Annotated in this window: 19 protein-coding genes and 1 other annotated feature; of the genes, 17 read left to right on the top strand and 2 right to left on the bottom strand. The window is 28.9% G+C overall.

Going from position 1 to position 21149, the window contains the following annotated elements; all coding sequences use genetic code 11:
* Nucleotides 1-54: 54 nt before the first annotated feature.
* The 14 genes from FGL08_RS06850 to gdhA all read left to right on the top strand — a co-directional run bounded on the left by FGL08_RS06850 (nt 55) and on the right by gdhA (nt 15204).
* Entirely contained in the window at nt 55-1323 is a 1269-nt protein-coding gene (locus tag FGL08_RS06850; RefSeq protein ID WP_138210074.1) for a M16 family metallopeptidase, read from the top strand.
* A gap of 74 nt (nt 1324-1397) precedes the next feature.
* Nucleotides 1398-1658 (top strand): YlmC/YmxH family sporulation protein, encoded by a 261-nt coding sequence (locus FGL08_RS06845; protein ID WP_415578690.1) that lies wholly within the window; start codon nt 1398-1400, stop codon nt 1656-1658.
* A 15-nt stretch (nt 1659-1673) separates the two neighbouring features.
* On the top strand, nt 1674-2858 hold the full coding sequence (gene dapG / locus FGL08_RS06840; RefSeq protein WP_138210072.1) for an aspartate kinase: 1185 nt from the start codon (nt 1674-1676) through the stop codon (nt 2856-2858).
* Between the two features lie 60 nt (nt 2859-2918).
* Nucleotides 2919-3617, top strand: coding sequence for a ClpP family protease (locus FGL08_RS06835; protein ID WP_138210071.1), 699 nt, complete (start codon nt 2919-2921; stop codon nt 3615-3617).
* 67 nt (nt 3618-3684) lie between these two features.
* Nucleotides 3685-5952 (top strand): FtsK/SpoIIIE family DNA translocase, encoded by a 2268-nt coding sequence (locus FGL08_RS06830; RefSeq protein ID WP_138210070.1) that lies wholly within the window; start codon nt 3685-3687, stop codon nt 5950-5952.
* Between the two features lie 27 nt (nt 5953-5979).
* Nucleotides 5980-7311, top strand: coding sequence for a 30S ribosomal protein S12 methylthiotransferase RimO (gene rimO, locus FGL08_RS06825; protein WP_138210069.1), 1332 nt, complete (start codon nt 5980-5982; stop codon nt 7309-7311).
* Nucleotides 7295-7840, top strand: coding sequence for a CDP-diacylglycerol--glycerol-3-phosphate 3-phosphatidyltransferase (gene pgsA / locus FGL08_RS06820; protein ID WP_138210068.1), 546 nt, complete (start codon nt 7295-7297; stop codon nt 7838-7840). Before rimO ends, pgsA begins: the two co-directional genes overlap by 17 nt.
* Nucleotides 7841-8012: 172 nt before the next feature.
* Nucleotides 8013-9062 (top strand): recombinase RecA, encoded by a 1050-nt coding sequence (recA, locus tag FGL08_RS06815; protein ID WP_138210067.1) that lies wholly within the window; start codon nt 8013-8015, stop codon nt 9060-9062.
* Between the two features lie 286 nt (nt 9063-9348).
* Nucleotides 9349-10893 carry a ribonuclease Y gene (gene rny, locus FGL08_RS06810; RefSeq protein WP_138210066.1) on the top strand — a complete coding sequence of 515 codons (1545 nt, stop codon included), beginning with the start codon at nt 9349-9351 and terminating at the stop codon, nt 10891-10893.
* Nucleotides 10894-11037: 144 nt separating this feature from the next.
* Entirely contained in the window at nt 11038-11298 is a 261-nt protein-coding gene (locus FGL08_RS06805; protein WP_138210065.1) for a stage V sporulation protein S, read from the top strand.
* A 93-nt stretch (nt 11299-11391) separates the two neighbouring features.
* Complete coding sequence (locus tag FGL08_RS06800) at nt 11392-12105, top strand: pseudouridine synthase (protein ID WP_197733558.1); 714 nt, start codon at nt 11392-11394, stop codon at nt 12103-12105.
* An 11-nt stretch (nt 12106-12116) separates the two neighbouring features.
* On the top strand, nt 12117-12662 hold the full coding sequence (mnmM, locus tag FGL08_RS06795; protein WP_138210063.1) for a tRNA 5-(aminomethyl)-2-thiouridylate-methyltransferase MnmM: 546 nt from the start codon (nt 12117-12119) through the stop codon (nt 12660-12662).
* Nucleotides 12663-12772: 110 nt separating this feature from the next.
* Nucleotides 12773-13678, top strand: a complete 906-nt coding sequence (locus tag FGL08_RS06790) for a MurR/RpiR family transcriptional regulator (RefSeq protein WP_415578689.1) — start codon at nt 12773-12775, stop codon at nt 13676-13678.
* Between the two features lie 158 nt (nt 13679-13836).
* Nucleotides 13837-15204, top strand: coding sequence for an NADP-specific glutamate dehydrogenase (gene gdhA / locus FGL08_RS06785; RefSeq protein WP_138210062.1), 1368 nt, complete (start codon nt 13837-13839; stop codon nt 15202-15204).
* A gap of 27 nt (nt 15205-15231) precedes the next feature.
* Here the strand turns inward: gdhA and FGL08_RS06780 are convergent, their stop codons facing one another.
* Both FGL08_RS06780 and asnA read right to left on the bottom strand, forming a co-directional pair.
* Nucleotides 15232-15960: an HAD-IB family hydrolase gene (locus FGL08_RS06780; protein ID WP_138210061.1), complete on the bottom strand. Its 729-nt coding sequence runs from the start codon at nt 15958-15960 to the stop codon at nt 15232-15234.
* A 273-nt stretch (nt 15961-16233) separates the two neighbouring features.
* Nucleotides 16234-17247 (bottom strand): aspartate--ammonia ligase, encoded by a 1014-nt coding sequence (gene asnA, locus FGL08_RS06775; RefSeq protein WP_138210060.1) that lies wholly within the window; start codon nt 17245-17247, stop codon nt 16234-16236.
* A 62-nt stretch (nt 17248-17309) separates the two neighbouring features.
* Nucleotides 17310-17568, bottom strand: a binding site (T-box leader).
* A 220-nt stretch (nt 17569-17788) separates the two neighbouring features.
* Between asnA and FGL08_RS06770 the strand changes: the two genes are divergently transcribed.
* The 3 genes from FGL08_RS06770 (at nt 17789) to FGL08_RS06760 (ending at nt 21110) form a co-directional block, all read left to right on the top strand.
* A complete protein-coding gene (locus FGL08_RS06770) occupies nt 17789-18940 on the top strand; it encodes a CapA family protein (RefSeq protein ID WP_138210059.1) in 1152 nt (383 codons plus the stop codon).
* A gap of 80 nt (nt 18941-19020) precedes the next feature.
* On the top strand, nt 19021-19707 hold the full coding sequence (locus tag FGL08_RS06765; protein ID WP_171012005.1) for a cysteine hydrolase family protein: 687 nt from the start codon (nt 19021-19023) through the stop codon (nt 19705-19707).
* A gap of 14 nt (nt 19708-19721) precedes the next feature.
* Nucleotides 19722-21110, top strand: a complete 1389-nt coding sequence (locus FGL08_RS06760; protein WP_138210057.1) for an ADP-ribosylglycohydrolase family protein — start codon at nt 19722-19724, stop codon at nt 21108-21110.
* Nucleotides 21111-21149: the final 39 nt, after the last annotated feature.

The following is a 21149-nucleotide window of genomic DNA, read 5'->3' as shown; positions in this document are numbered from 1 at the left end:
ATGCCTTTTTATTTTTATCATAAATAAATATTAGAATATCTTAGAGGTGATTTTATGTATGAAGTTATTACTTTAAAAAATGGCCTACGAGTAGTATTAGAAAATATAAGTTATGTAAAATCTATAAGTATTGGATTATGGATAGAAAATGGTTCAAGAAATGAAAATATCACAAATAGTGGTGTATCTCATTTTATAGAACATATGCTCTTTAAGGGGACATATAATAGAACATCCAAGGAAATAGTCGAAACCATAGAAGATATCGGTGGTCAAATAAATGCTTTTACAAGTAAAGAAGTTACTTGCTTTTATACAAAAGCTTTAGATAATCATCTTGAATTATGTCTAGATGTTTTAGCAGATATGTTATTAAATAGTAAATTTGATGCAGAAGATATTGAGAAAGAAAAGAAAGTTATATTTGAAGAAATTAAGATGAGTGAAGATAGCCCAGAGGAAGTATTATCTGATATACATAATGTAGCTATATGGGGAGAAGATCCTATTTCAATGCCTATTTTAGGTACTTATAATAGTTTAAACAGGCTTAGTAGAGAACATATTCTAGATTATTTTAAAAAATATTATGTTCCAGAGAATGCTGTAATATCTATATGTGGTAACTTTAAAACAGATACTATATATAATGTAATAGAAAAATTTTTTGGCAATTGGGAGAGTTCTACAAGTAAAAAGAGTAATTATACTACACCTAAAATACTAAATAACAATGTATTTAGACATAAAGACGTGGAACAAACCCACTTTAGTTTAGGAATCCATGGACTTCCTACAGGACACGAAGATATGTATGCATTAAATCTTCTTACAAACTTATTTGCTGGTGGAGCGTCTTCAAATTTATTTCAAAAAATAAGAGAAGAGTTAAGTTTGTGTTATACGATATATGGATATAGTTCTTCTCTAATAAATACAGGTGTTGTAAATATATATACTGCCTTAAATTCAGAGTATATAAAAGAAGCTTACAAAGAAATTGAAAAGGAACTTTATGAATTTTCAAAAGAAAATCTATCTGAGAGTAAATTAAAAAAAGCAAAGGAACAATTAAAGGGTAATTATATATTAGCACTAGAAAGTACCACTAATAGGATGTTTAGCAATGGAAAGTCATGTTTGATTTTAAATGAAATAAAAACTCCAGAGGATATACTAAATAAAATAGATGGAATTAACTCTGTAGTAATAGATAAGGTTCTAAATGAGACTTTTAGAAAAGGAATTATTAATGGTGCATTTTTGAGTAAAGATTATGAAAAAGTAAAAAAATCTCTTCCATTTAAAATAGAAAATATATAATATATAATATACAAAGGTATACTCCGCCTTTTTAATTCATAAAATTTAAAGAATATAATAAGGAGGAGTATATTATGGATAATAATAAATTTTTTAGTGAAATGGAGAGATATGAAATAATTAATATAAATGATGGTGATAAATATAGTTTTTTGGGGAATAATGATGTTGCAATAGATGAGGAAGGCAATTTAAAATTATTATTATTAAACAATTCTAAGAATAGTTTTAGTCTTTTTTCTAAAAATGATTTTTTTGAGGTATCATGGGATTGTGTAAAAAAAATAGGATCAAAAACTATAATAATTGACATGGAGCGAGAATACAATAAGTAAATAGTAGGTGATATAATGAAGCTAATTATACAAAAGTTTGGAGGAACCTCCGTATCTACCGAGGTTAGAAGAAAAAAAACTGTAGAAAAAATAAAAGGTGCAATAAAAGAAGGATATATTCCTATAGTAGTAGTATCTGCAATGGGGAGAATAGGATCACCCTATGCAACAGATACTCTAATATCGCTAATAACCAAAGAATTTAAAAATAAAAATTTACAAGCATTAGATACTATAATGAGTTGTGGCGAAATAATTAGCACGGTAGTTATGTGTAATGAACTTTTTAATGTAGGAATTGAAGCGTTACCCCTATCAGGAGGACAAGCCGGAATCATAACAGATAATAATTATAATAATGCTAATATATTAGATGTTGATAAAAATAAAATTTTAGATATTATTAAAGATGGAAAAATTCCAGTAGTAGCTGGATTTCAAGGTATAACTAAAGATGGTTTTATAACTACAATAGGTAGAGGCGGAAGTGATGTAACTGCAGCTTTACTTGGGGCTGCATTAAAAGCCGATAAGGTAGTTATATATACAGATGTTGATGGTATTATGACAACTGACCCTAGAATAGTTCCTGAAGCCTCTTTAATAAAGGAAATAAACTATGAAGAAATATTCCAGTTTGCAGAACAGGGTGCAAAAGTTATTCATCCTCGTGCGGTAGAAATAGCTAAGAAAAATGGAATACCACTTTTAATAAAAAATACAATGAGTGAAAGCGAAGGAACCTTAATTGGAGATTTCTATCAACCTGATTTAAATAAGGTTGTAACAGGTATAACTAATATTAATGGAAGGACCCAATTTAGAGTTAAATGTTGTAATGAAAATTATTTTAAACTATTTGACACTTTCGCTGAAAATAATATAAGTTTAGATCTTATAAATGTATTTCCAAAAGAGAAGATATTTACAGTGGATCAAGAATATAAAGATAAAACAGAGAGTATAATAAATAACTTTAAACTTCAATATGAAATTATAGACAGATGTAGTAAAATTTCTATAATAGGTTCAGGCATGAAGGGAAAACCTGGAGTTATGGCAAGAATATTAACAGCACTTACAAGAAAAAAAGTTGAAGTACTTCAAACTGCAGATTCTCACATGACTATATGGTGCCTAGTGAGAGAAGATGATGTTAAGAATGCAATAAAATCTCTGCATGAAGAGTTTAAATTATAATACCTTTTGTATAAAAATCCTCTTAAAGCAAACACTAATTTTGAGTTAGGAGGAATATACATGATAGATTTAAGAAATAGTTCAAAAGAAGAAGAAACTCAAGGCGAAGATATGCGAGAAAATATTAAAGAATTGGGATTAACTAATATTTCAAAGGTAGATGATAGTATTCAAGTAGTACCAATAATAGGTCAAATAGAAGGACATATGGCACAAAATCCTCAAACTAAAACCACTAAGTATGAGCATATAATTCCATTACTCATATCTATGGAAAGAGATAATAATGTAAAAGGTATTTTGACAGTATTAAATACAGTAGGCGGAGATGTTGAGGCTGGGCTTGCTATATCAGAGATGATTAGAAGTTTGAGTAAACCTACAGTTTCCCTTGTTATTGGTGGAGGACATTCTATAGGAGTTCCACTTGCTACTGCTGCTTCATATTCATTTATTTCTCCTTCTGCAACTATGATAATTCATCCTATAAGAATGAATGGTCTAGTTATAGGTGTACCACAAACCTTTGAATACTTTAATAAAATGCAAGAAAGAATTTCAGACTTTATAGTTAGAACATCAAATATTAAAAAGGAGTCTTTAAATAAGTTAATGTTAGAGACTAAGGACCTTTTAAATGATATGGGAACTATATTAATTGGAAAACAAGCAGTAGACTATGGGCTTATTGATGAAGTGGGTGGAATTAAGGAAGCTTTAGAAAAACTAAATGAACTAGTAAAAAAGAATCATAGTTAAACTATGATTCTTTTTTAAAGGAAATATATCATTAGTGTAGAAATAATAAAAATGGAGGTGATTTTTTTTGGCAAGAACTAAAAAAACAAGTGGTAATAAAGAAGTAAAGGGAATAATATTAATTACTATAGGAATTCTTATACTATTTAGTTTATGTTCTATTTTCTTTGATAGTTCATCTCCAGGAATAGTGGGGAAACTTATAAGAAACATCTTATTTTGTTTTTTTGGACTAGGTGCATATGTATTACCATTTATTTTAATTTTCATTGGAAATTGTTTTATAATTAAGAAAGGAAAAATACAATTTAATGAAAAGTTTTATTTTATTATTTTAGGAATTATAAATACTATTCTGTTAATCCAAATGATTAATTATAATTCTTCTAGCCGTGGAAACTTATTTGAAGTTTTAATTAGCTTTTATGATTCTAAAGATATTTTACATGGTGGAATTTTAGGATATCTTATAGTTTGGCCACTTAAAGCTCTTATAGGAAAACTTGGTTCATATATTATTTTTATTTGTACTTATATAGTAACTTTTATTATGTTATTTGATGTTTCTATAGGAGAGGGCATTTTTAATTTTAAAAAAACTATCTGCAATAAAAAAGATAGTATCTTAAATATACGCAAAGAAAAAAAATCTAAAAAAGATAAAATAAAAATTGTAGATGATACAATAGACAATATAGGTGATATAGAACCAAGTATAGCTGTAGATGCAGAATGTACAAATAAAATTAAAGTCATGGATTTTCTAAAAACCACCAATTCATATGATGACCCTAGTAAAGAGGGTAGTAAGGAAGATACAGATATAATCGCAAAAGAAAAAGAGGATGATGTATCATCTCAAATAGAAAAAAATTATGCAATAAAGAAAGACTCAATAGATTATGTAACTCCACCTTTAAGATTGCTAAAAGAAAATATATCTTTAAAGGGAAAAAAAGGTGATAAAAAAGAACTGCTCAGTAATGCAACCAAACTTCAAGACACATTAGCTAGTTTTGGTGTTAATGCAAAAGTTACTCAAGTTACAAAAGGACCATCTGTAACACGATTTGAAATACAGCCTGAGACCGGTGTAAAGGTAAGTAAAATAGTAAACTTAGCTGATGATATAGCTTTAAACCTAGCTGCACCAGGTATTCGTATAGAAGCACCTATACCAGGGAAGGCTGCTATTGGAATTGAAGTTCCAAATCAAGATTTGACAGCCGTATTTTTAAAAGAAATAATTGAATCAAAGGAATACATAAACTCAAACAAATCAATTTCTTTTGCCTTAGGGAAAGATATTGGAGGAAATTCTGTGGTAGCAGATCTATCAAAAATGCCACATTTATTGGTAGCTGGGGCAACGGGATCTGGTAAAAGTGTATGCATTAATACTTTAATAGTAAGCCTCCTTTACAAATATTCACCAAAAGAAGTTAACTTACTTTTAGTAGATCCAAAAGTAGTAGAATTGAGTATATATAATGGCATACCTCATCTTCTAATTCCTGTAGTTACAGAACCTAAAAAAGCAGCTGGAGCTCTAAACTGGGCTGTAAATGAGATGACTAGAAGATATAATCTTTTTGCAGAGAATGGAGTTAGAAACATAGAGGGTTATAATCAAATGATAGGAAGCCTATCAGAAGAAGAAAAATTACCGTATATTGTAATAATAATAGATGAGCTTGCAGATTTAATGATGGTTTGTCCTAAGGATGTTGAAGATTACATAGCAAGATTAGCTCAGATGGCTAGAGCAGCTGGAATGCATCTTGTAATTGCAACTCAAAGACCTTCTGTAGATGTCATTACAGGAATGATAAAAGCTAATATACCTTCAAGAATTTCTTTTGCAGTATCTAGTCAAATAGATTCAAGAACTATATTAGATACATCTGGTGCAGAAAAGCTACTTGGAAAAGGAGACATGCTTTTTTATCCTGTAGGAGAATCTAAACCTCTTAGGATCCAAGGAGCATTTATTTCAGAAAAGGAAGTAGAGGAGATAGTTAATTTCATAAAAAATCAAATCGATGAAGTTGAGTATGATGAGGATATAATAGAACAAATTCATTCAGCTTCAGAAACAAAATCAGAAGATGAAAATAAAGAAGATGTAGATGACCTATTAAATGAGGCTATAAATTTTGTTGTTGAAAATGGTTATGCATCTACTTCTATGTTGCAAAGAAAATTTAAAATAGGTTATAATAGGGCAGCAAGAATTATTGATAGCATGGAAGAAAGAGGAATTATTTCCGGAAGAAATGGAAGCAAACCAAGAGACGTATTAATAACACAAAACGAATTAAACTATGTGGACTAAATTTACATTACTTTAGGAGGAACATAATTGGAAAAATTAAAGTTTGGATTTATTAATTTAGGATGTGACAAAAATAGAATTGATGGTGAAATAGCTCTTGCAAGTTTAAGTAAAAGTTATGAAATAGCCATTAATCCAGAAGAAGCCGACATTATAATTGTAAATACATGTGGTTTTATAGAATCATCTAAACAAGAATCTATTGATACGATTTTAGAAATGGCAAGTTATAAGCAAAAAAAATGTAAAATACTACTTGCAACGGGATGTTTAACTCAAAGGTATGGAAAAGAGTTATTAGAACTTATGCCAGAGTTAGATGGTATTTTAGGAGTAAATGATTATAAGCATTTAGATGAAATAATAGAAAAGGCCCTAAATAAAGAAAAAGTTTATCTCTGTAATTATAGTGACTCTAATATAAATGAGGGGGAAAGGATAATAACAACTAAAAGTGGAACAGCTTATATAAGGATTTCTGAGGGTTGTGATAATGTTTGTTCTTATTGCGCTATTCCTAAAATAAGAGGAAAATATAGAAGTAGGACTATGGAAAATATATTAAAAGAAGCAGAAAATTTAGCTAAAAGTGGGGTACATGAATTAATATTAGTAGCTCAAGATACTACAAGATATGGTGTAGATATATATAAAGAAAAAAAACTTCCAGTTCTTTTAAGAAAGCTATCAGAAATAGAAGGTATAGAATGGATTAGAATTTTGTACTGTTATGCAGAAGAAATAACAGATGAACTTATAGAAGAAATAAAGGTAAATAAAAAAGTTTGTAAATACTTAGATATACCGATTCAGCATATTTCAGATAATATTTTAAAAGCTATGAGAAGAAAAGGAAGAAAAAAAATAATTAAAGATAATATAAACAAATTAAGAAAAAATATACCTGATATAATACTTAGAACCTCATTAATTGTAGGTTTTCCAGGTGAGACAGAACAAGATTTTTCAGAGCTAAAGGAGTTTGTAGAAGAAATAATGTTTGATAAACTAGGAGTATTTAAATACTCTAGAGAAGAAGATACAGCAGCGTATCATATGGAAAACCAAATAAGTGAAGAAATGAAAGAAATAAGAGAAGCAGAAATTATGCTTATTCAACAAAACATTTCTAAAAAAATTAATGAAAATAAATTAGGAAAGGTATATAATGTAATAGTAGAAAGGTTTAATGGGGAATCATATTACGGAAGAACATATGAAATGGCTCCAGAAATTGATGGAGAAATCATTTTTCAAAGTAATAAAAACCTAAACTTAGGTGAGTTTGTTAAGGTTGAAATTACAGAAGCCTTAGAATATGATTTAATAGGAGTTGTATTGAATGAATCTAGCAAATAAACTTACTATACTCAGAATTTTTTTAATTCCTTTATTTTTAATGTTCATAGCTATTAAAGCTATTCCATATGGGACTGTTATAGCTACAGTAATATTTATATTAGCATCACTTACGGATAAGTTAGATGGTTATATAGCTAGAAGTAGGAATCAAATAACTACTTTTGGCAAATTTATGGATCCTCTTGCGGATAAACTCTTAGTTACTTCTGCTTTAATTTCCTTAGTAGAATTTCACGTTATACATTCATATGTAGCTGTAATTATTATAGCTCGTGAATTTGCAGTATCAGGACTTAGAACTATAGCTGCTTCTGAGGGGATAGTTATTGCAGCCAGCTGGTGGGGAAAAATAAAAACTGTTATTCAGATAATAGCGATTATATTAGCCTTAGTTAATCTAACTTATAAAACACCACTACTAGATGTACTAACTCAAATTTCTATGTTATTAGCAGTGGTAATAACGATATTATCTGGAGTAGATTATTTCAGAAAAAACAAAAGTGTTGTTAAAGTTAACAAATAGATGTTTAAATTTAAAATAAATGTAAATAATTTAAATAAGAAAAAAGTTCCTATAATATAAAAAATAGGAACTTTTTATTAATACATGTTGACTATATTAAAGAACTAGGTTATAATATGTTTAGAACAAATGTTCGAGCATGAAAGGATGGTGAACCCGAAAGGGTATTAATATGGATAATGAAAAGTTAAAAGCGTTAGAAGCGGCAATGGGGCAAATTGAGAAACAGTTTGGTAAAGGTTCCGTAATGAAATTAGGTGAAAAGACAGACTTAGATATAGATGTAGTTTCCACAGGTAGCTTAAGCTTAGATATAGCTCTTGGCATAGGTGGAGTTCCAAGGGGGAGGATCATAGAGATATATGGACCAGAATCCTCAGGAAAAACTACAGTAGCATTACATATAGTTGCTGAGACTCAAAAAAGTGGAGGAGTTGCAGCTTTTATAGATGCTGAACATGCATTAGATCCCGTATATGCTAAAGCACTTGGAGTAAAATCAGATGACTTGATTGTGTCTCAACCAGATACAGGAGAGCAAGCTTTAGAAATAGCAGAAGCTTTAGTTCGTTCAGGAGCTGTTGATGTAATTGTAGTGGACTCTGTAGCAGCCCTAGTTCCAAAGGCTGAAATAGAAGGTGAAATGGGTGACTCACATGTGGGACTTCAAGCAAGATTAATGTCTCAGGCTTTAAGAAAACTTGCAGGTGCAATAAGAAAATCAAATTGTGTAGCTATATTTATAAACCAATTAAGAGAAAAAGTTGGTATAATGTTTGGAAATCCTGAAACAACTCCTGGAGGAAGAGCTTTGAAATTCTATTCTTCTGTGAGAATGGATGTTAGAAGAATAGATTCTATAAAACAAGGAGACGAGATACTTGGTAACAGGACCAGAGTAAAAATAGTTAAAAATAAAGTAGCTCCCCCATTTAAACAAGCAGAATTTGATATTATGTATGGAAAAGGTATTTCAAGAGCAGGGAATATATTAGATTCTGGTGTTGATAATAGTATAGTTCAAAAAAGTGGAGCTTGGTTTTCATACGGTGATATAAGACTAGGTCAAGGTAGAGAAAACTCTAAACAATATCTCATTGATAATCCGCAAGTCGCACTAGAAATTGAAAATAAAGTAAGAGAGAAGTATGAACTACCTTTAGCAAAAGCTTTAACTCAAGATAAGAATGACACTTCAAAGGAAAAACAAGAAAAAAAATAGATGTAAATTATGAAAAAAGCACAAATTCTATTGTGCTTTTTTGTTTAGGAAAATAAGATTAAGTCTATAATTATAATATACTGATCATTATAGTATATATGGTTTTAAAAAGCTAACTTAAAGAAAAATATGGTGTATTTCCTAATTGCTTGACACAATTAAAAAAGTAATATAAAATAAAAATAAATGCTGGTTTAGTATATCAATTGTTACCAATTTTTTAAATATAACACCTTTTTCTAGCTTTTAAAAATGCTATTATTTTTACAAAAGGAGGTGTTGTTTTATGGAAAGTTCAATAATGCTTGTACTTGCAGCTGTTATAGTTGCATTAATTGGTATATTTGTTTTAATTTATGTAAGAAAAAATATATCTCAAGCGAACATAGTTAAGTCACAAGAAGACGCAGATAAAATAATTGAGGAAGCAAAGAAAAGTGCAGAATCAAAGAAAAAAGAAGCTCTTTTAGAGGCTAAGGAGGAAGTCCATAGACTTCGTTCTGATTTAGAAAAAGAATCAAGAGAAAGAAGAAATGAAATTCAAAGGCTAGAAAGAAGAAACATACAAAGAGAAGAATTACTTGATAAAAAAAGTATAGCTTTAGAAAAGAAGGAAGAAACCCTTAATAACAGGCAACAAGAAGTTGAGGCTTTAGAGGGCGAGATAAGTAAACTTTACGAAGCACAAAGAACTGAATTAGAGAATATATCTAGTTTAAGTTCTGAACAAGCTAAAGAAATACTTCTTGAAGAAATTAAGAAGGAAATAACACATGACGCTGCTATAATGATTAAAGAGGTTGAAACTAAAGCCAAAGAAGAAGCAGATAAAAAGGCTCGTGAAATCATTACGTGTGCTATTCAAAGATGCGCTGCAGATCATGTAGCTGAATCTACTGTCAATGTAGTTCCCCTTCCAAACGATGAAATGAAGGGTAGAATAATCGGAAGAGAAGGAAGAAATATAAGAACTCTTGAAACTTTAACAGGAATAGATCTAATTATTGATGATACTCCAGAAGCAGTAATAATTTCAGGTTTTGATCCTATAAGAAGAGAAGTTGCGAAAATAGCTCTTGAGAAATTAATAGTTGATGGACGTATACATCCTGCTAGAATTGAAGAGATGGTAGATAAGGCTAAAAAAGAAGTTGATAATGTAATAAGAGAAGAAGGTGAACAAGCAACATTTGAAACGGGAGTACACGGACTTCATTCTGAACTTATAAGATTATTAGGAAGACTTAAATACAGAACAAGTTATGGTCAAAATGTTCTAAAACATTCAATTGAGGTTTCATATTTATGTGGTATAATGGCATCTGAATTAGGTTTAGATCCATCTATAGCAAAAAGAGTAGGCTTACTTCACGATATAGGTAAAGCTGTGGATCATGAAGTAGAGGGACCACATGCTTTAATTGGTGCCGAAATTGCTAAAAAGTATCATGAGTCACCTATAGTAGTAAATGCTATTGCTGCCCATCACGGGGATGTTGAAACACAATCTGTAGAAGCAATCTTAGTTCAAGCAGCAGATGCTATTTCTGCAGCAAGACCAGGCGCTAGAAGAGAAACCTTAGAAGCTTACATTAAGAGACTTGAAAAGTTAGAAGAAATAGCTAATTCCTATGAAGGAGTAGAAAAATCTTTTGCAATTCAAGCCGGAAGAGAAGTAAGAATAATGGTTAAACCAGAAGTGGTAGATGACGCTACTGCAATTGAGATGGCTAGAAATATCATAAAAAGAATTGAAAATGAATTAGAGTATCCAGGACAAATAAAAGTAAATGTAATAAGAGAAACTAGAGCTGTAGAATATGCTAAATAAATATATATGAATAAAATGTTAAATATGTAAAAATCCTTTTAAAATGAGTTTTTTAAGCTCAAAATAAAAGGATTTTTTTTCTATTTGTAGAATATTATAAGAAGAAAGAAATTTATATAGTAATGAACTAGTAGGAGGTATACTATGGAAATATTAAAAGTTTCAGCAAAGTCAAATCCTAATTCTGTTGCAGGTGCCTTAGCAGGGGTTGTAAGAGAAAGCAAAATTGCAGAAATTCAAGCTATTGGTGCAGGTGCAATTAATCAAGCTGTTAAAGCTATAGCTATAGCAAGAGGATTCGTAGCACCGAGTGGTATGGATCTTGTGTGTGTACCTGCTTTTACGGATATAGAAATTGACGGAGAGGAAAGAACAGCTATTAAATTTATTGTTCAAACAAAATAATACTAATAAAATAAAAAACATGAGGATTATCCTTCATGTTTTTTTTATTTTGTTGTATTATATAAATTGTGTAAATATAAATTAGAAAAGGTGATTTATTTGGAAAGACTACAAAAGTATATGGCGGAATGTGGAATAGCTTCAAGAAGAAAATGTGAATTCATTATATTAGAGGGAAGAGTAAAAGTTAACGGATTACTTGAGAAAGAACTAGGGGTAAAAGTAGATCCTATAAAAGATATAATAGAAGTTGATAATAAAGTAATTAAAAAAGAAGAAAACAAAGTGTATATCATGTTAAATAAACCTATAAAATATGTTACAACAGTAAAAGATGAAAAGGATAGAAATACTGTATTAGATTTAGTAAACGTAAAAGAAAGAATTTACCCTATAGGAAGACTTGATTATATGACATCTGGTATATTGTTACTTACCAATGATGGAGATATATATAATAAAATCATTCATCCAAGAAGAGAAGTTGATAAAACTTATATAGCTAAAATAAAAGGGATTCCTACAAAAGATGAGATAAAAACTTTTGAAAATGGAGTGGATATTGGTGGATATATTACGGCTAAAAGTAAACTTAGGATTTTAAACAAAAGAGAGAATGATTGCACAGTAGAGATAAAAATACATGAAGGTAAAAATAGACAAATAAGAAGAATGTGTGATTCTATAGGGCATCCAGTAATAACTTTGAAAAGAATATCCATAGGTGATATAGTGATAGGTGATTTAAAAGAAGGAAAATGGAGAAATCTAACCTATAAAGAATTAGAATATATAAGAAGCTTATAGGAGGAATCTTAATGTTTTTGTATGCAAAAGATGTTAGCCTTATGGCACAAGATATAATAAAAAATTATTGTACTAATTTTAATGTAGCAGTAGATTGTACACTAGGAAATGGGTATGATACAGATTTCTTATGTAAAACTTTTAAAACAGTATACTCTTTTGATATTCAAAAAAGTGCTATTGATAATTACAAGAATAAAAATATCTCTAATGTAATATTAATAGAAGATTCTCATAGTAAAATAAAAGAATACTTAGGTCATATAAAGGCAGATTGTTTTATGTATAACTTAGGTTTTTTACCAGGTGGTGATAAAACTATAACTACAAAAGCTGAATTTAGTTTAGAGAGTATAAAACAAGCACTGGGTAATTTAAATTCTAAGGGAATAATTAGTATATGTCTTTATATAGGACATAAGGCAGGGAAACAGGAAGAAGAAATTCTACTTCCTTTTTTACAATCTTTAGATAAGTCAAAATATGCTATAACTTTACACACGTTTTTAAATAGAAGTGAGTCTGCACCTCTTTTAATAGTCATTGAAAAAAAGTAAAATGAAATTTATGTTGATATAAATTTCAAATAATGATAAAATGAAGATAATATTTCATGTTTTAATATATTGAAATATTTATTGCGAAATATAAAAGAGGGGTAATTTATATGGAACAAAATAAGGATTTGATGAAAGTTATGAAAGATAAAGATTTAATGAGAATTATACAAGTTAAATTTCCAAGGTTAAGTAAAGGACAAAAGTTGATTGCAGAATATATTTTAAAGCATTATGATAAAGCTGCTTTTATGACTGCTGCAAAACTTGGGATAAGTGTTGGAGTAAGCGAGTCTACTGTGGTAAGATTTGCAAATGAATTAGGGTTTAGTGGATATCCAAAACTTCAAAAAGCATTACAAGAAATGATTAAAAATAAACTTACAACAGTACAAAGAATAGAACTTTCCAATGATTATATTACACAAGAAAACGCTTTAAAAGGTGTTTTAAAATCCGACATGGAAAACATAAGAGCAACTCTCGAAAAAATAAATCACAAAACCTTTGATACTGTAGTGGACTCTTTATTTAAATCTAAGACTGTATATATAATCGGTCTTAGAAGTTCTAGTGCCATTGCAGAATTTCTAGGGTTTTACCTAAGTTTAATACTAGATAATGTTAAAGTAGTAGCTTATGGTGTAAGCGATATCTTTGAACAAATGCTAAATGTATCTGATGAAGATTTAGTAATTGGTATAGGATTTCCAAGGTATGCTACTAGAACAATTGAAGCTTTAAATTTTGCTCAAAGTAGAAATGCAAAGGTTGTAGCTATAACTGACAGCCTTCTTTCACCACTTGCATCTAAAGCTGATTTAACATTGATTGCTCAAAGTAACATGGCATCATTTGTTGATTCATTAGTTGCACCACTTAGTATTATTAACGCATTGATAATTGCTGTTGGATTAAGAGAAAAAGAGAAAATCTCAAAGACCTTTACTGACTTAGAAGATATCTGGCAAGAATATGGCGTATACTCCTATAAAGATAAAAAAAATGAATATTAATATAACATAATGCAAAACATAGTAGTGTTTAAATGTTTTTTGTTACCTTTAGAAGGAAATGTTATATAAGTATAGAATATAAAAAAACTAGTAAATATAAATACTAGTTTTTTATATTTATTAAATTAAAATTTTTCTGTGCCTTAGGAGGTTTTATCATGAATCAAGAAAACTTGGATTCAAAAGCGTATATTTCCAAAGTAATTGAGAATGTAAAAAAAAGAAATGTTTGTGAACTTGAATTTATTCAAGCAGTGGAAGAAGTTTTAATGTCTTTAACTCCTGTTTTGGATAAGCACCCAGAATACATTAAAGAAAACCTATTAGAAAGATTTTGTGAGCCTGAAAGACAAATTATGTTTAAGGTGCCTTGGGTTGATGATGAAGGAAATGTGCACGTGAATCGTGGCTTTAGGGTTCAATTTAACGGATCTGTAGGACCTTATAAAGGTGGGTTAAGATTTCATCCATCAGTATATTTAGGCATAATAAAGTTTTTAGGTTTTGAACAAATTCTTAAAAACTCATTAACTGGTCTCCCAATTGGAGGAGGAAAAGGTGGTTCAGATTTTGATCCTAGAGGAAAGTCTGATTCAGAAATAAGAAGATTCTGTGAAAGCTTTATGACTGAACTATATAGACATATAGGTCCAGATGTCGATATTCCAGCTGGAGATATTGGAGTAGGTACAAGAGAAATAGGATACCTTTACGGATACTATAGAAGGTTAAGAGGAGCATTTCAAAATGGAGTTTTAACTGGTAAGGGGTTATCTTACGGTGGAAGTTTAATAAGGCCTGAAGCCACAGGTTTTGGAGTAAGTTATTTTTGCCAAGAAATGTTACATCATGAAGGAGAAGATATTAAAGGAAAGACTGTTGCAATTTCAGGGTTCGGTAATGTTGCTTGGGGGGTGTGTAAAAAGGTTGCTGAACTTGGAGGTAAGGTTGTTACACTTTCAGGTCCAGATGGATATATTTATGATAAAGATGGTATAATAACTGAAGAAAAAATAAACTACTTAGTAGAAATGAGGGATTCTGGCAGAGATAGGGTGCAAGATTATGCAGATAAATTCGGAGTTCAGTTTTTTAAAGGCGAAAAACCTTGGGCAACTAATGTTGATATTATAATACCATGTGCAACACAAAATGATATTCATTTAGAACATGCTAAGCAAATAGTGCAAAACAATGTTAGATTTGTATGTGAAGCTGCCAATATGCCTTGCACAAATGAAGCCATTCAATATTTTTTAGAGAATGGAGTAATAGTTGGTCCTGCAAAGGCTGCTAATGCTGGAGGAGTAGCTGTATCAGCTTTAGAAATGTCACAAAATAGTATGAGATTATCTTGGACATATGAAGAGGTGGATTCTAAACTATATCATATAATGAGAAACATTCATGATAATGCTAAAAACTCTGCTGAAAGTTATGGATTAGGATATAACTTAGTTGCAGGCGCTAACATAGCAGGTTTTGTTAAAGTTGCTGAAGCAATGCATTCACAGGGGATATATTAATAAAAAGACAGCCATATTGGCTGTCTTTTAAAATTCTATATTTTCCGGTTTTAAGTTGTAAACAACATCTTTTCTTTCAACTATGATTTTAATCTTTTCTTTTATTTCGCTACAATCCATTATTTTCGATAAAAGTTCTTTAGTAGGATTTATAGTTACAGGATTTCCAACTGATTTTAACATAGTAAAATCTCCAGAAGTATCCCCATAGGCAAAACTTTTTGAAAGATCTATACCATACTTTTCACAAAAATAAGCTATAGCTTTCTGCTTGTTTGAACTATCCCACATAGGTCTAATATTTCCAGTATATTTATTATTATGATCTATTTCGTATACACTTCCAATAAAATCTGTAAACCCATACTTACGGCTCATATAAGTTACAAGTTCTATGGGACTACCAGATATTGCTATAACTAAATGTCCATTATCTTTATGATATTTTATGCTATCTCGAGTATAAGTATAAACTCTATCGCCCTTTTGTTTTATTACCAAATCTGCAATGAAGTCTACCTGTGATTGATGAAGTCCTTTAATGGCCTCAGTATAAATATCAGCCATTTTTAATAGATAATTATCATAGTTACCTTGTCTACGATCCCATTTTATATAATATGGTCTAACTTCATTATACCATCTAGAATTTTCTATTATTTCACTCTTAATCAGTTTTTTAAATACCTCCGTTATTAATCCTTCCCTGTATAAAGTACCATCTATATCAAAGAAAGCTGCTATTTTTTTAGACATTATAAATCCACTCCTTTATATTCATCGTATATTAAAACATTGATTGCATTTATTTCCATGGAAATTATAGTTAAGGATATTAATAATTATTATATAGAACATAGATAAAAAACTCAATACTTTATTAAAAATGATTTTATAAAACATATAAATAACTATACTAATATCTTATCTAAAAAGAGTAAATATTATTATTGATAAATTTTATTTAGTAATTAATTTGTACATATTTAGAAAAAATCATAAACAATTTAATGTTTATGATTTTTTGTTTTATAGTAAGTCTATTCCGTCTTTTTGGCAAAGGCATAGAGTTTCTTCATCCCAAATAGAGCATTGAACTTCACCTATATGTTTTTTCTTTAAGAAGAACATACATATTCTTGATTGACCAATACCGCCACCAATTGTATATGGTAACTTACCCTGAAGTAATGCCTTATGATAAGGTAATTCTTTTCTATCAGTTAAATTGCTTTTTTGTAGTTGTTCCATTAAAGATTTTTCATCTACTCTAATACCCATTGATGAAACCTCTAAGACAGACTCCAATTCAGGATACCAAAATAATATATCTCCATTTAAGTTCCAATCATCATAATCTGGTGAACGTCCATCATGTTTTTTGCCACTATTTAAAATATCACCTATTTTCATTAAAAATACTGCTTTTTTCTCATAGGCAATTTTATTTTCTCTTTCTTTTGGGGTAAGTTCTGGATACATATCTTCTAGTTCTTGAGATGTAATAAAGAATATAGAATCTGGCAATACTTTTTTGTATCCATCAACAAATGTTTGAATATATTCTTCTGTTTCTTTAAAAACCTTATATATAGAATTTACAGTAACTTTCAAAGTATCTAATGTCCTATTTTCTTTTGAAATTATTTTTTCCCAATCCCATTGATCTACATAAAATGAATGTATTTTATCTAAATCCTCATCTCTTCTTATAGCATTCATATCTGTATATAAACCTTCATTTATATTGAAGTTATAAGCTGCTAAGGCCATTCTTTTCCATTTAGCTAAAGATTGAACAATTTCTAGATTGTCGTTAATATTTTTAGCATCAAAGGATACAGGTCTTTCGTATCCATTAAGATTATCATTCATACCACTATTTTTTTTAACAAATAGAGGAGCTGATACCCTTATTAAATTTAATTCCTTTGCTAATTTATTTTCAAAAAAATCTTTAATTCTTTTAATATTAATTTCTGTAGTTTTTATATCTCTTGTAGTTTTCTTAAAAGTTAATTCCAATTTTTCTAAATCCACCATTTAAATCTCTCCTTCATTAAATAATATCTTTTGTAAATGAAAATAAAAAAACCCCTCATCCTCGCAGGGACGAAAGGTTGTGAATTCGCGGTACCACCCTAATTAGTCAAAAGACTCACTTATTAATCAGTACGAAATGTTATACTTTAATTTGATACTGTCCTTAATGTAACGGTAAGGCTCCGTCTAAGCCTACTATTTTAACAAGTTCGGTTAGAAACTCAGAGATGTTCTTCAATATAAATCTTAGTACCAATCTCACACTCTCATTGGCTCGCTGAAACTTTAATAAATATCTACTCTTCTCTTCATAGTTTATAAAATATAAAATTTATAAACTATTTTATAACTAAATTATAGTTATGTCAAGAGGTAATGTTCACCTTTTACACTAAGTGATATAGTATTTTTTATTGCATTATTAAGTATAATAATTTATTTTTTAATAAGTTTAAATATAAAACTACTCATCACTTTGTGTTTACATATATTAACAGTTGTTGTATAATACATTATATGTAAATTATAAGGAGTGGTGAAGGTGAATAAAAAGATAAAAAAGAAAAAAAGATTATTATATATGATGGCCATAACTTTCATGATATCAATTTTGAGTATAAGTTTATTTAAAGCTACTGAATTAAATAATTTAAGCCTTTCTCCTAAAGATGCCCAAAGTTCATCTATAAAATTGGATAAAAATCTTTTAGTATCAAATAAAGATTCCAATTCCAATAATATAGAAATAATTATTGGTGGGAATATAAAAATTGATAAAAGTATACATAAAAGACTACTTAAATACAATCAGAGCATGGATGAATTTTTATCATATATGAAAAAAAGTATGAAGAAAACTATATCTATATTTAATTTAAGTGAAAGTTTATTAAAAAATACTACTTCTTCAGAATTTACCAATGCTTTAAATAATATAGGAGTAGATATAATTAATACTAATGTTGAAAATGTTTTTAATAAGGGAAATAAAGCTCTTTTTGAAAGTTTAGATGTTTTAAAAAACAGTAAATTAAACGTTCTAGGATTAAAAGATAACTTGACAGATAAAGAATATAAAATTATTAATATAGATGGAGTAAATGTAGGTTTTGTAGATTATAATCTAACTGAAGATGTTTCAAACACTAATCTTTATAATCATATTTCTTCTTTAAATGTAAATGATATAGCAGCATGCTCTAAAAAAATAGATAAAGACATAGAATGCTTAAAAGAAAAAAAAGCTGAAATTATTTTTACTATGATTAACGATAATAGCATACCAAAACATAAGGCAAATGAAATAATATCTATATTGAATAAAAAAGAAAATAACTATATTATAAACTATAATAATAATAATTTTATAGAAGTAAATAAAGAAAAAAACACCATGCGGTTAAATAATAATTCTAACTTCTTATCTATGAACAATATCTATAATGCTAATAAATATGAAGTTAATTACTTAATAAAACTTAAACTAGAAAAAAGCAAAAACGAATATAAAGTTTCAGACTTAGAGTATATTCCCTTGACTATATATGAAAAAAACAAAAAGATGTATCTTATTCCTCTCATAGATAAGAAACAATACAAAAATTTAAACGTTAAGGATTTAAGAGATGTAAAAATTTTAGAAAGTAGGAGAGAAGAAACCTTAAGATATATACAAAATATTATCAGAAATTAGAAAAAGATATACTTTCATTGACAAGTAAATATTCCGAATTTATAATCAAGTTATAATTTAATAGAAAGGGGATGAGGTATATGATATTAAATAGGAATTTATTAAGTTATGAGGGCTTTCAAGAAGAATTTAAAATCATTGTAGATAATATAGATAAAGCTTATGAAAAAGTTATATCTGTAAACAATTTACCTAGTAATACAGTATTAGTTATTATAGATATGATAAATGGTTTTTCTAAAGGTGGAAACTTGTATTCAAAAAATATGGAAAATCTTATTCCTAATATAGTGGATATAAGTACTAAGTTCCATCATAATAATTACCCTATTCTTGCATATAAAGATAGCCATGAGAAAAGTTCTATAGAATTCGATTCATATCCTACACACTGTGTAGTAGGTACTGAAGAGTGTGAGTTAATTTCAGAACTAAAGAACATAAACTCTATAATTCAATTAGAAAAAAATTCTACTAATGCTTTTTTATCATATAATCCTGAAGAGGTTCTAAAAAAACATTTCGGAAAAGAGAATGAATTCAATAATTATGTAGTTGTAGGAGGGTGTACTGACATATGTATATATCAGTTTGCCTTAACCTTAAAAACTTATTTTAATGAGCATAACAGGAATTCTAGAGTTATTGTTCCTGTAAATATGGTGGATACTTTTAGCGCTAATGGTCACAATGACGATATTTCAAATATTTTATTTTTAAATAGCATGATAGCTAATGGAATTGAGGTTATAAAAACAATAGAATAAAGGGGAGTTAACTAATGAAAGCTTGGGAATATGAACTTACACTTAGAAAAAATGCAATACCTAAGATTTTAGATGAGGAAGAACAGACTTGGGATTCTTATAAAAAGACACTAATCGATGAAGACGGTAAAATAAGATTATTATGGGATAGCCACGTACCTGGTTCCTATGCACCAGAAAAAGTTTTAATCGGTGCAATTCAATCCGTAGAAAATATGGGTTATAAGGTTCAAGAAGCTGAAATACTTTTCGAAAAAGGTTTAGAGGCTTTAAAAAATAATAATATGTATTTATTACATCAAATAACTGCTGAAATTTTTTATGAATTAAACAACGCAGAAAAAGATGAAGATAATCCATATTGGAAATTTAAGGTTTATGAGAATTTTTTAGAATATGAAAAAGAAATAGATTTCCCTAAATATCCCAAAGTTAATATTGATAACAAATTTTATAATAAATTAAAAGCAGCGTGGGTATATCAGATATGTGCAGGGGCATTAGGTACTGCTATAGAAGGTTATACTTCTGAACAACTTAAAAATAAGTTTGGAGAAATAAATGAATATGTAAGAAAACCTAATACATTTAATGATGATATTACCTATGAAATTGCTTTTCTAAAAGCTTTTGAAAAGAAAGGCTATAGTATTAAGTCTAAGGATATTGCTAAGGAATGGGTAGGATTGATTCCTTCAGGTTGGTCTGCAGAAGATATTGCACTAAAAAATATAAGAATGGGAATATTTCCACCATATAGTGGTTATTTGAATAATCCATATAGAGAGTGGATAGGAGCTCAAATGAGAGGTGTAGTATGTGGATTTGTTGCACCTGGAGATCCATATATGGCTGCAAAGTTAGCTTATTATGATGGAGAGGTATCACATCATAATAATGGTATTATGGGAGAAATATTTAATGCTGTAATGACTTCTCTTGCTTTTGTTGAAAATGATATAAAAGAGATCTTAAAACTTGCAGTAAATACTATACCAAGTGATAGTGAATATTACTCAGTAGTAAATCATGCTTTAGAATTATGTATGGAAAAAGAATCCTGGCAAGAATGTTGGAGTATATGTGAAGAAAAATATAAAACTTATAATTGGATTCATGCATACCCTAATGCAGCAGCAGAAGTAATTGCCCTTTGGTTTGGAAACTTAGATTTTGATAAGACAATGAATATAATCTCCATGGAAGGACAAGATGTGGATTGTAATGCAGCCCAAATAGCAAGTATCATTGGTATAATAAATGGTTTAGAAGGCATAGATTATGAAAAATGGGTATCACCAATTGGTGATGAGATTTGCACATATGTAAGAGATAATGAAGAATTTAGTTTAGAAGAGTTTTGTAGATGGAATTTTGATATAATAAAAAAATATGAAAAATAGTAAAAGTGGGATTTCCCACTTTTACTATTTTAAAAAGTT

It is taken from the genome of Hathewaya histolytica, from assembly GCF_901482605.1.
Taxonomy (GTDB): domain Bacteria; phylum Bacillota; class Clostridia; order Clostridiales; family Clostridiaceae; genus Hathewaya; species Hathewaya histolytica.
The sequence above is the reverse complement of the archived record's forward strand: the minus strand, read 5'-3'. Positions and strand labels throughout refer to the sequence as shown.

Bases quoted from the DNA above. Each gene is read 5' to 3' on its own strand.
- FGL08_RS06850 (WP_138210074.1), top strand. From the start codon at position 55: ATGTATGAAGTTATTACTTTAAAAAATGGCCTACGAGTAGTATTAGAA.
- FGL08_RS06845 (WP_415578690.1), top strand. From the start codon at position 1,398: ATGGATAATAATAAATTTTTTAGTGAAATGGAGAGATATGAAATAATT.
- dapG (WP_138210072.1), top strand. From the start codon at position 1,674: ATGAAGCTAATTATACAAAAGTTTGGAGGAACCTCCGTATCTACCGAG.
- FGL08_RS06835 (WP_138210071.1), top strand. From the start codon at position 2,919: ATGATAGATTTAAGAAATAGTTCAAAAGAAGAAGAAACTCAAGGCGAA.
- pgsA (WP_138210068.1), top strand. From the start codon at position 7,295: ATGAATCTAGCAAATAAACTTACTATACTCAGAATTTTTTTAATTCCT.
- recA (WP_138210067.1), top strand. From the start codon at position 8,013: ATGGATAATGAAAAGTTAAAAGCGTTAGAAGCGGCAATGGGGCAAATT.
- rny (WP_138210066.1), top strand. From the start codon at position 9,349: ATGGAAAGTTCAATAATGCTTGTACTTGCAGCTGTTATAGTTGCATTA.
- FGL08_RS06805 (WP_138210065.1), top strand. From the start codon at position 11,038: ATGGAAATATTAAAAGTTTCAGCAAAGTCAAATCCTAATTCTGTTGCA.
- mnmM (WP_138210063.1), top strand. From the start codon at position 12,117: ATGTTTTTGTATGCAAAAGATGTTAGCCTTATGGCACAAGATATAATA.
- FGL08_RS06790 (WP_415578689.1), top strand. From the start codon at position 12,773: ATGGAACAAAATAAGGATTTGATGAAAGTTATGAAAGATAAAGATTTA.
- gdhA (WP_138210062.1), top strand. From the start codon at position 13,837: ATGAATCAAGAAAACTTGGATTCAAAAGCGTATATTTCCAAAGTAATT.
- FGL08_RS06780 (WP_138210061.1), bottom strand. From the start codon at position 15,960: ATGTCTAAAAAAATAGCAGCTTTCTTTGATATAGATGGTACTTTATAC.
- asnA (WP_138210060.1), bottom strand. From the start codon at position 17,247: ATGGTGGATTTAGAAAAATTGGAATTAACTTTTAAGAAAACTACAAGA.
- FGL08_RS06765 (WP_171012005.1), top strand. From the start codon at position 19,021: ATGATATTAAATAGGAATTTATTAAGTTATGAGGGCTTTCAAGAAGAA.
- FGL08_RS06760 (WP_138210057.1), top strand. From the start codon at position 19,722: ATGAAAGCTTGGGAATATGAACTTACACTTAGAAAAAATGCAATACCT.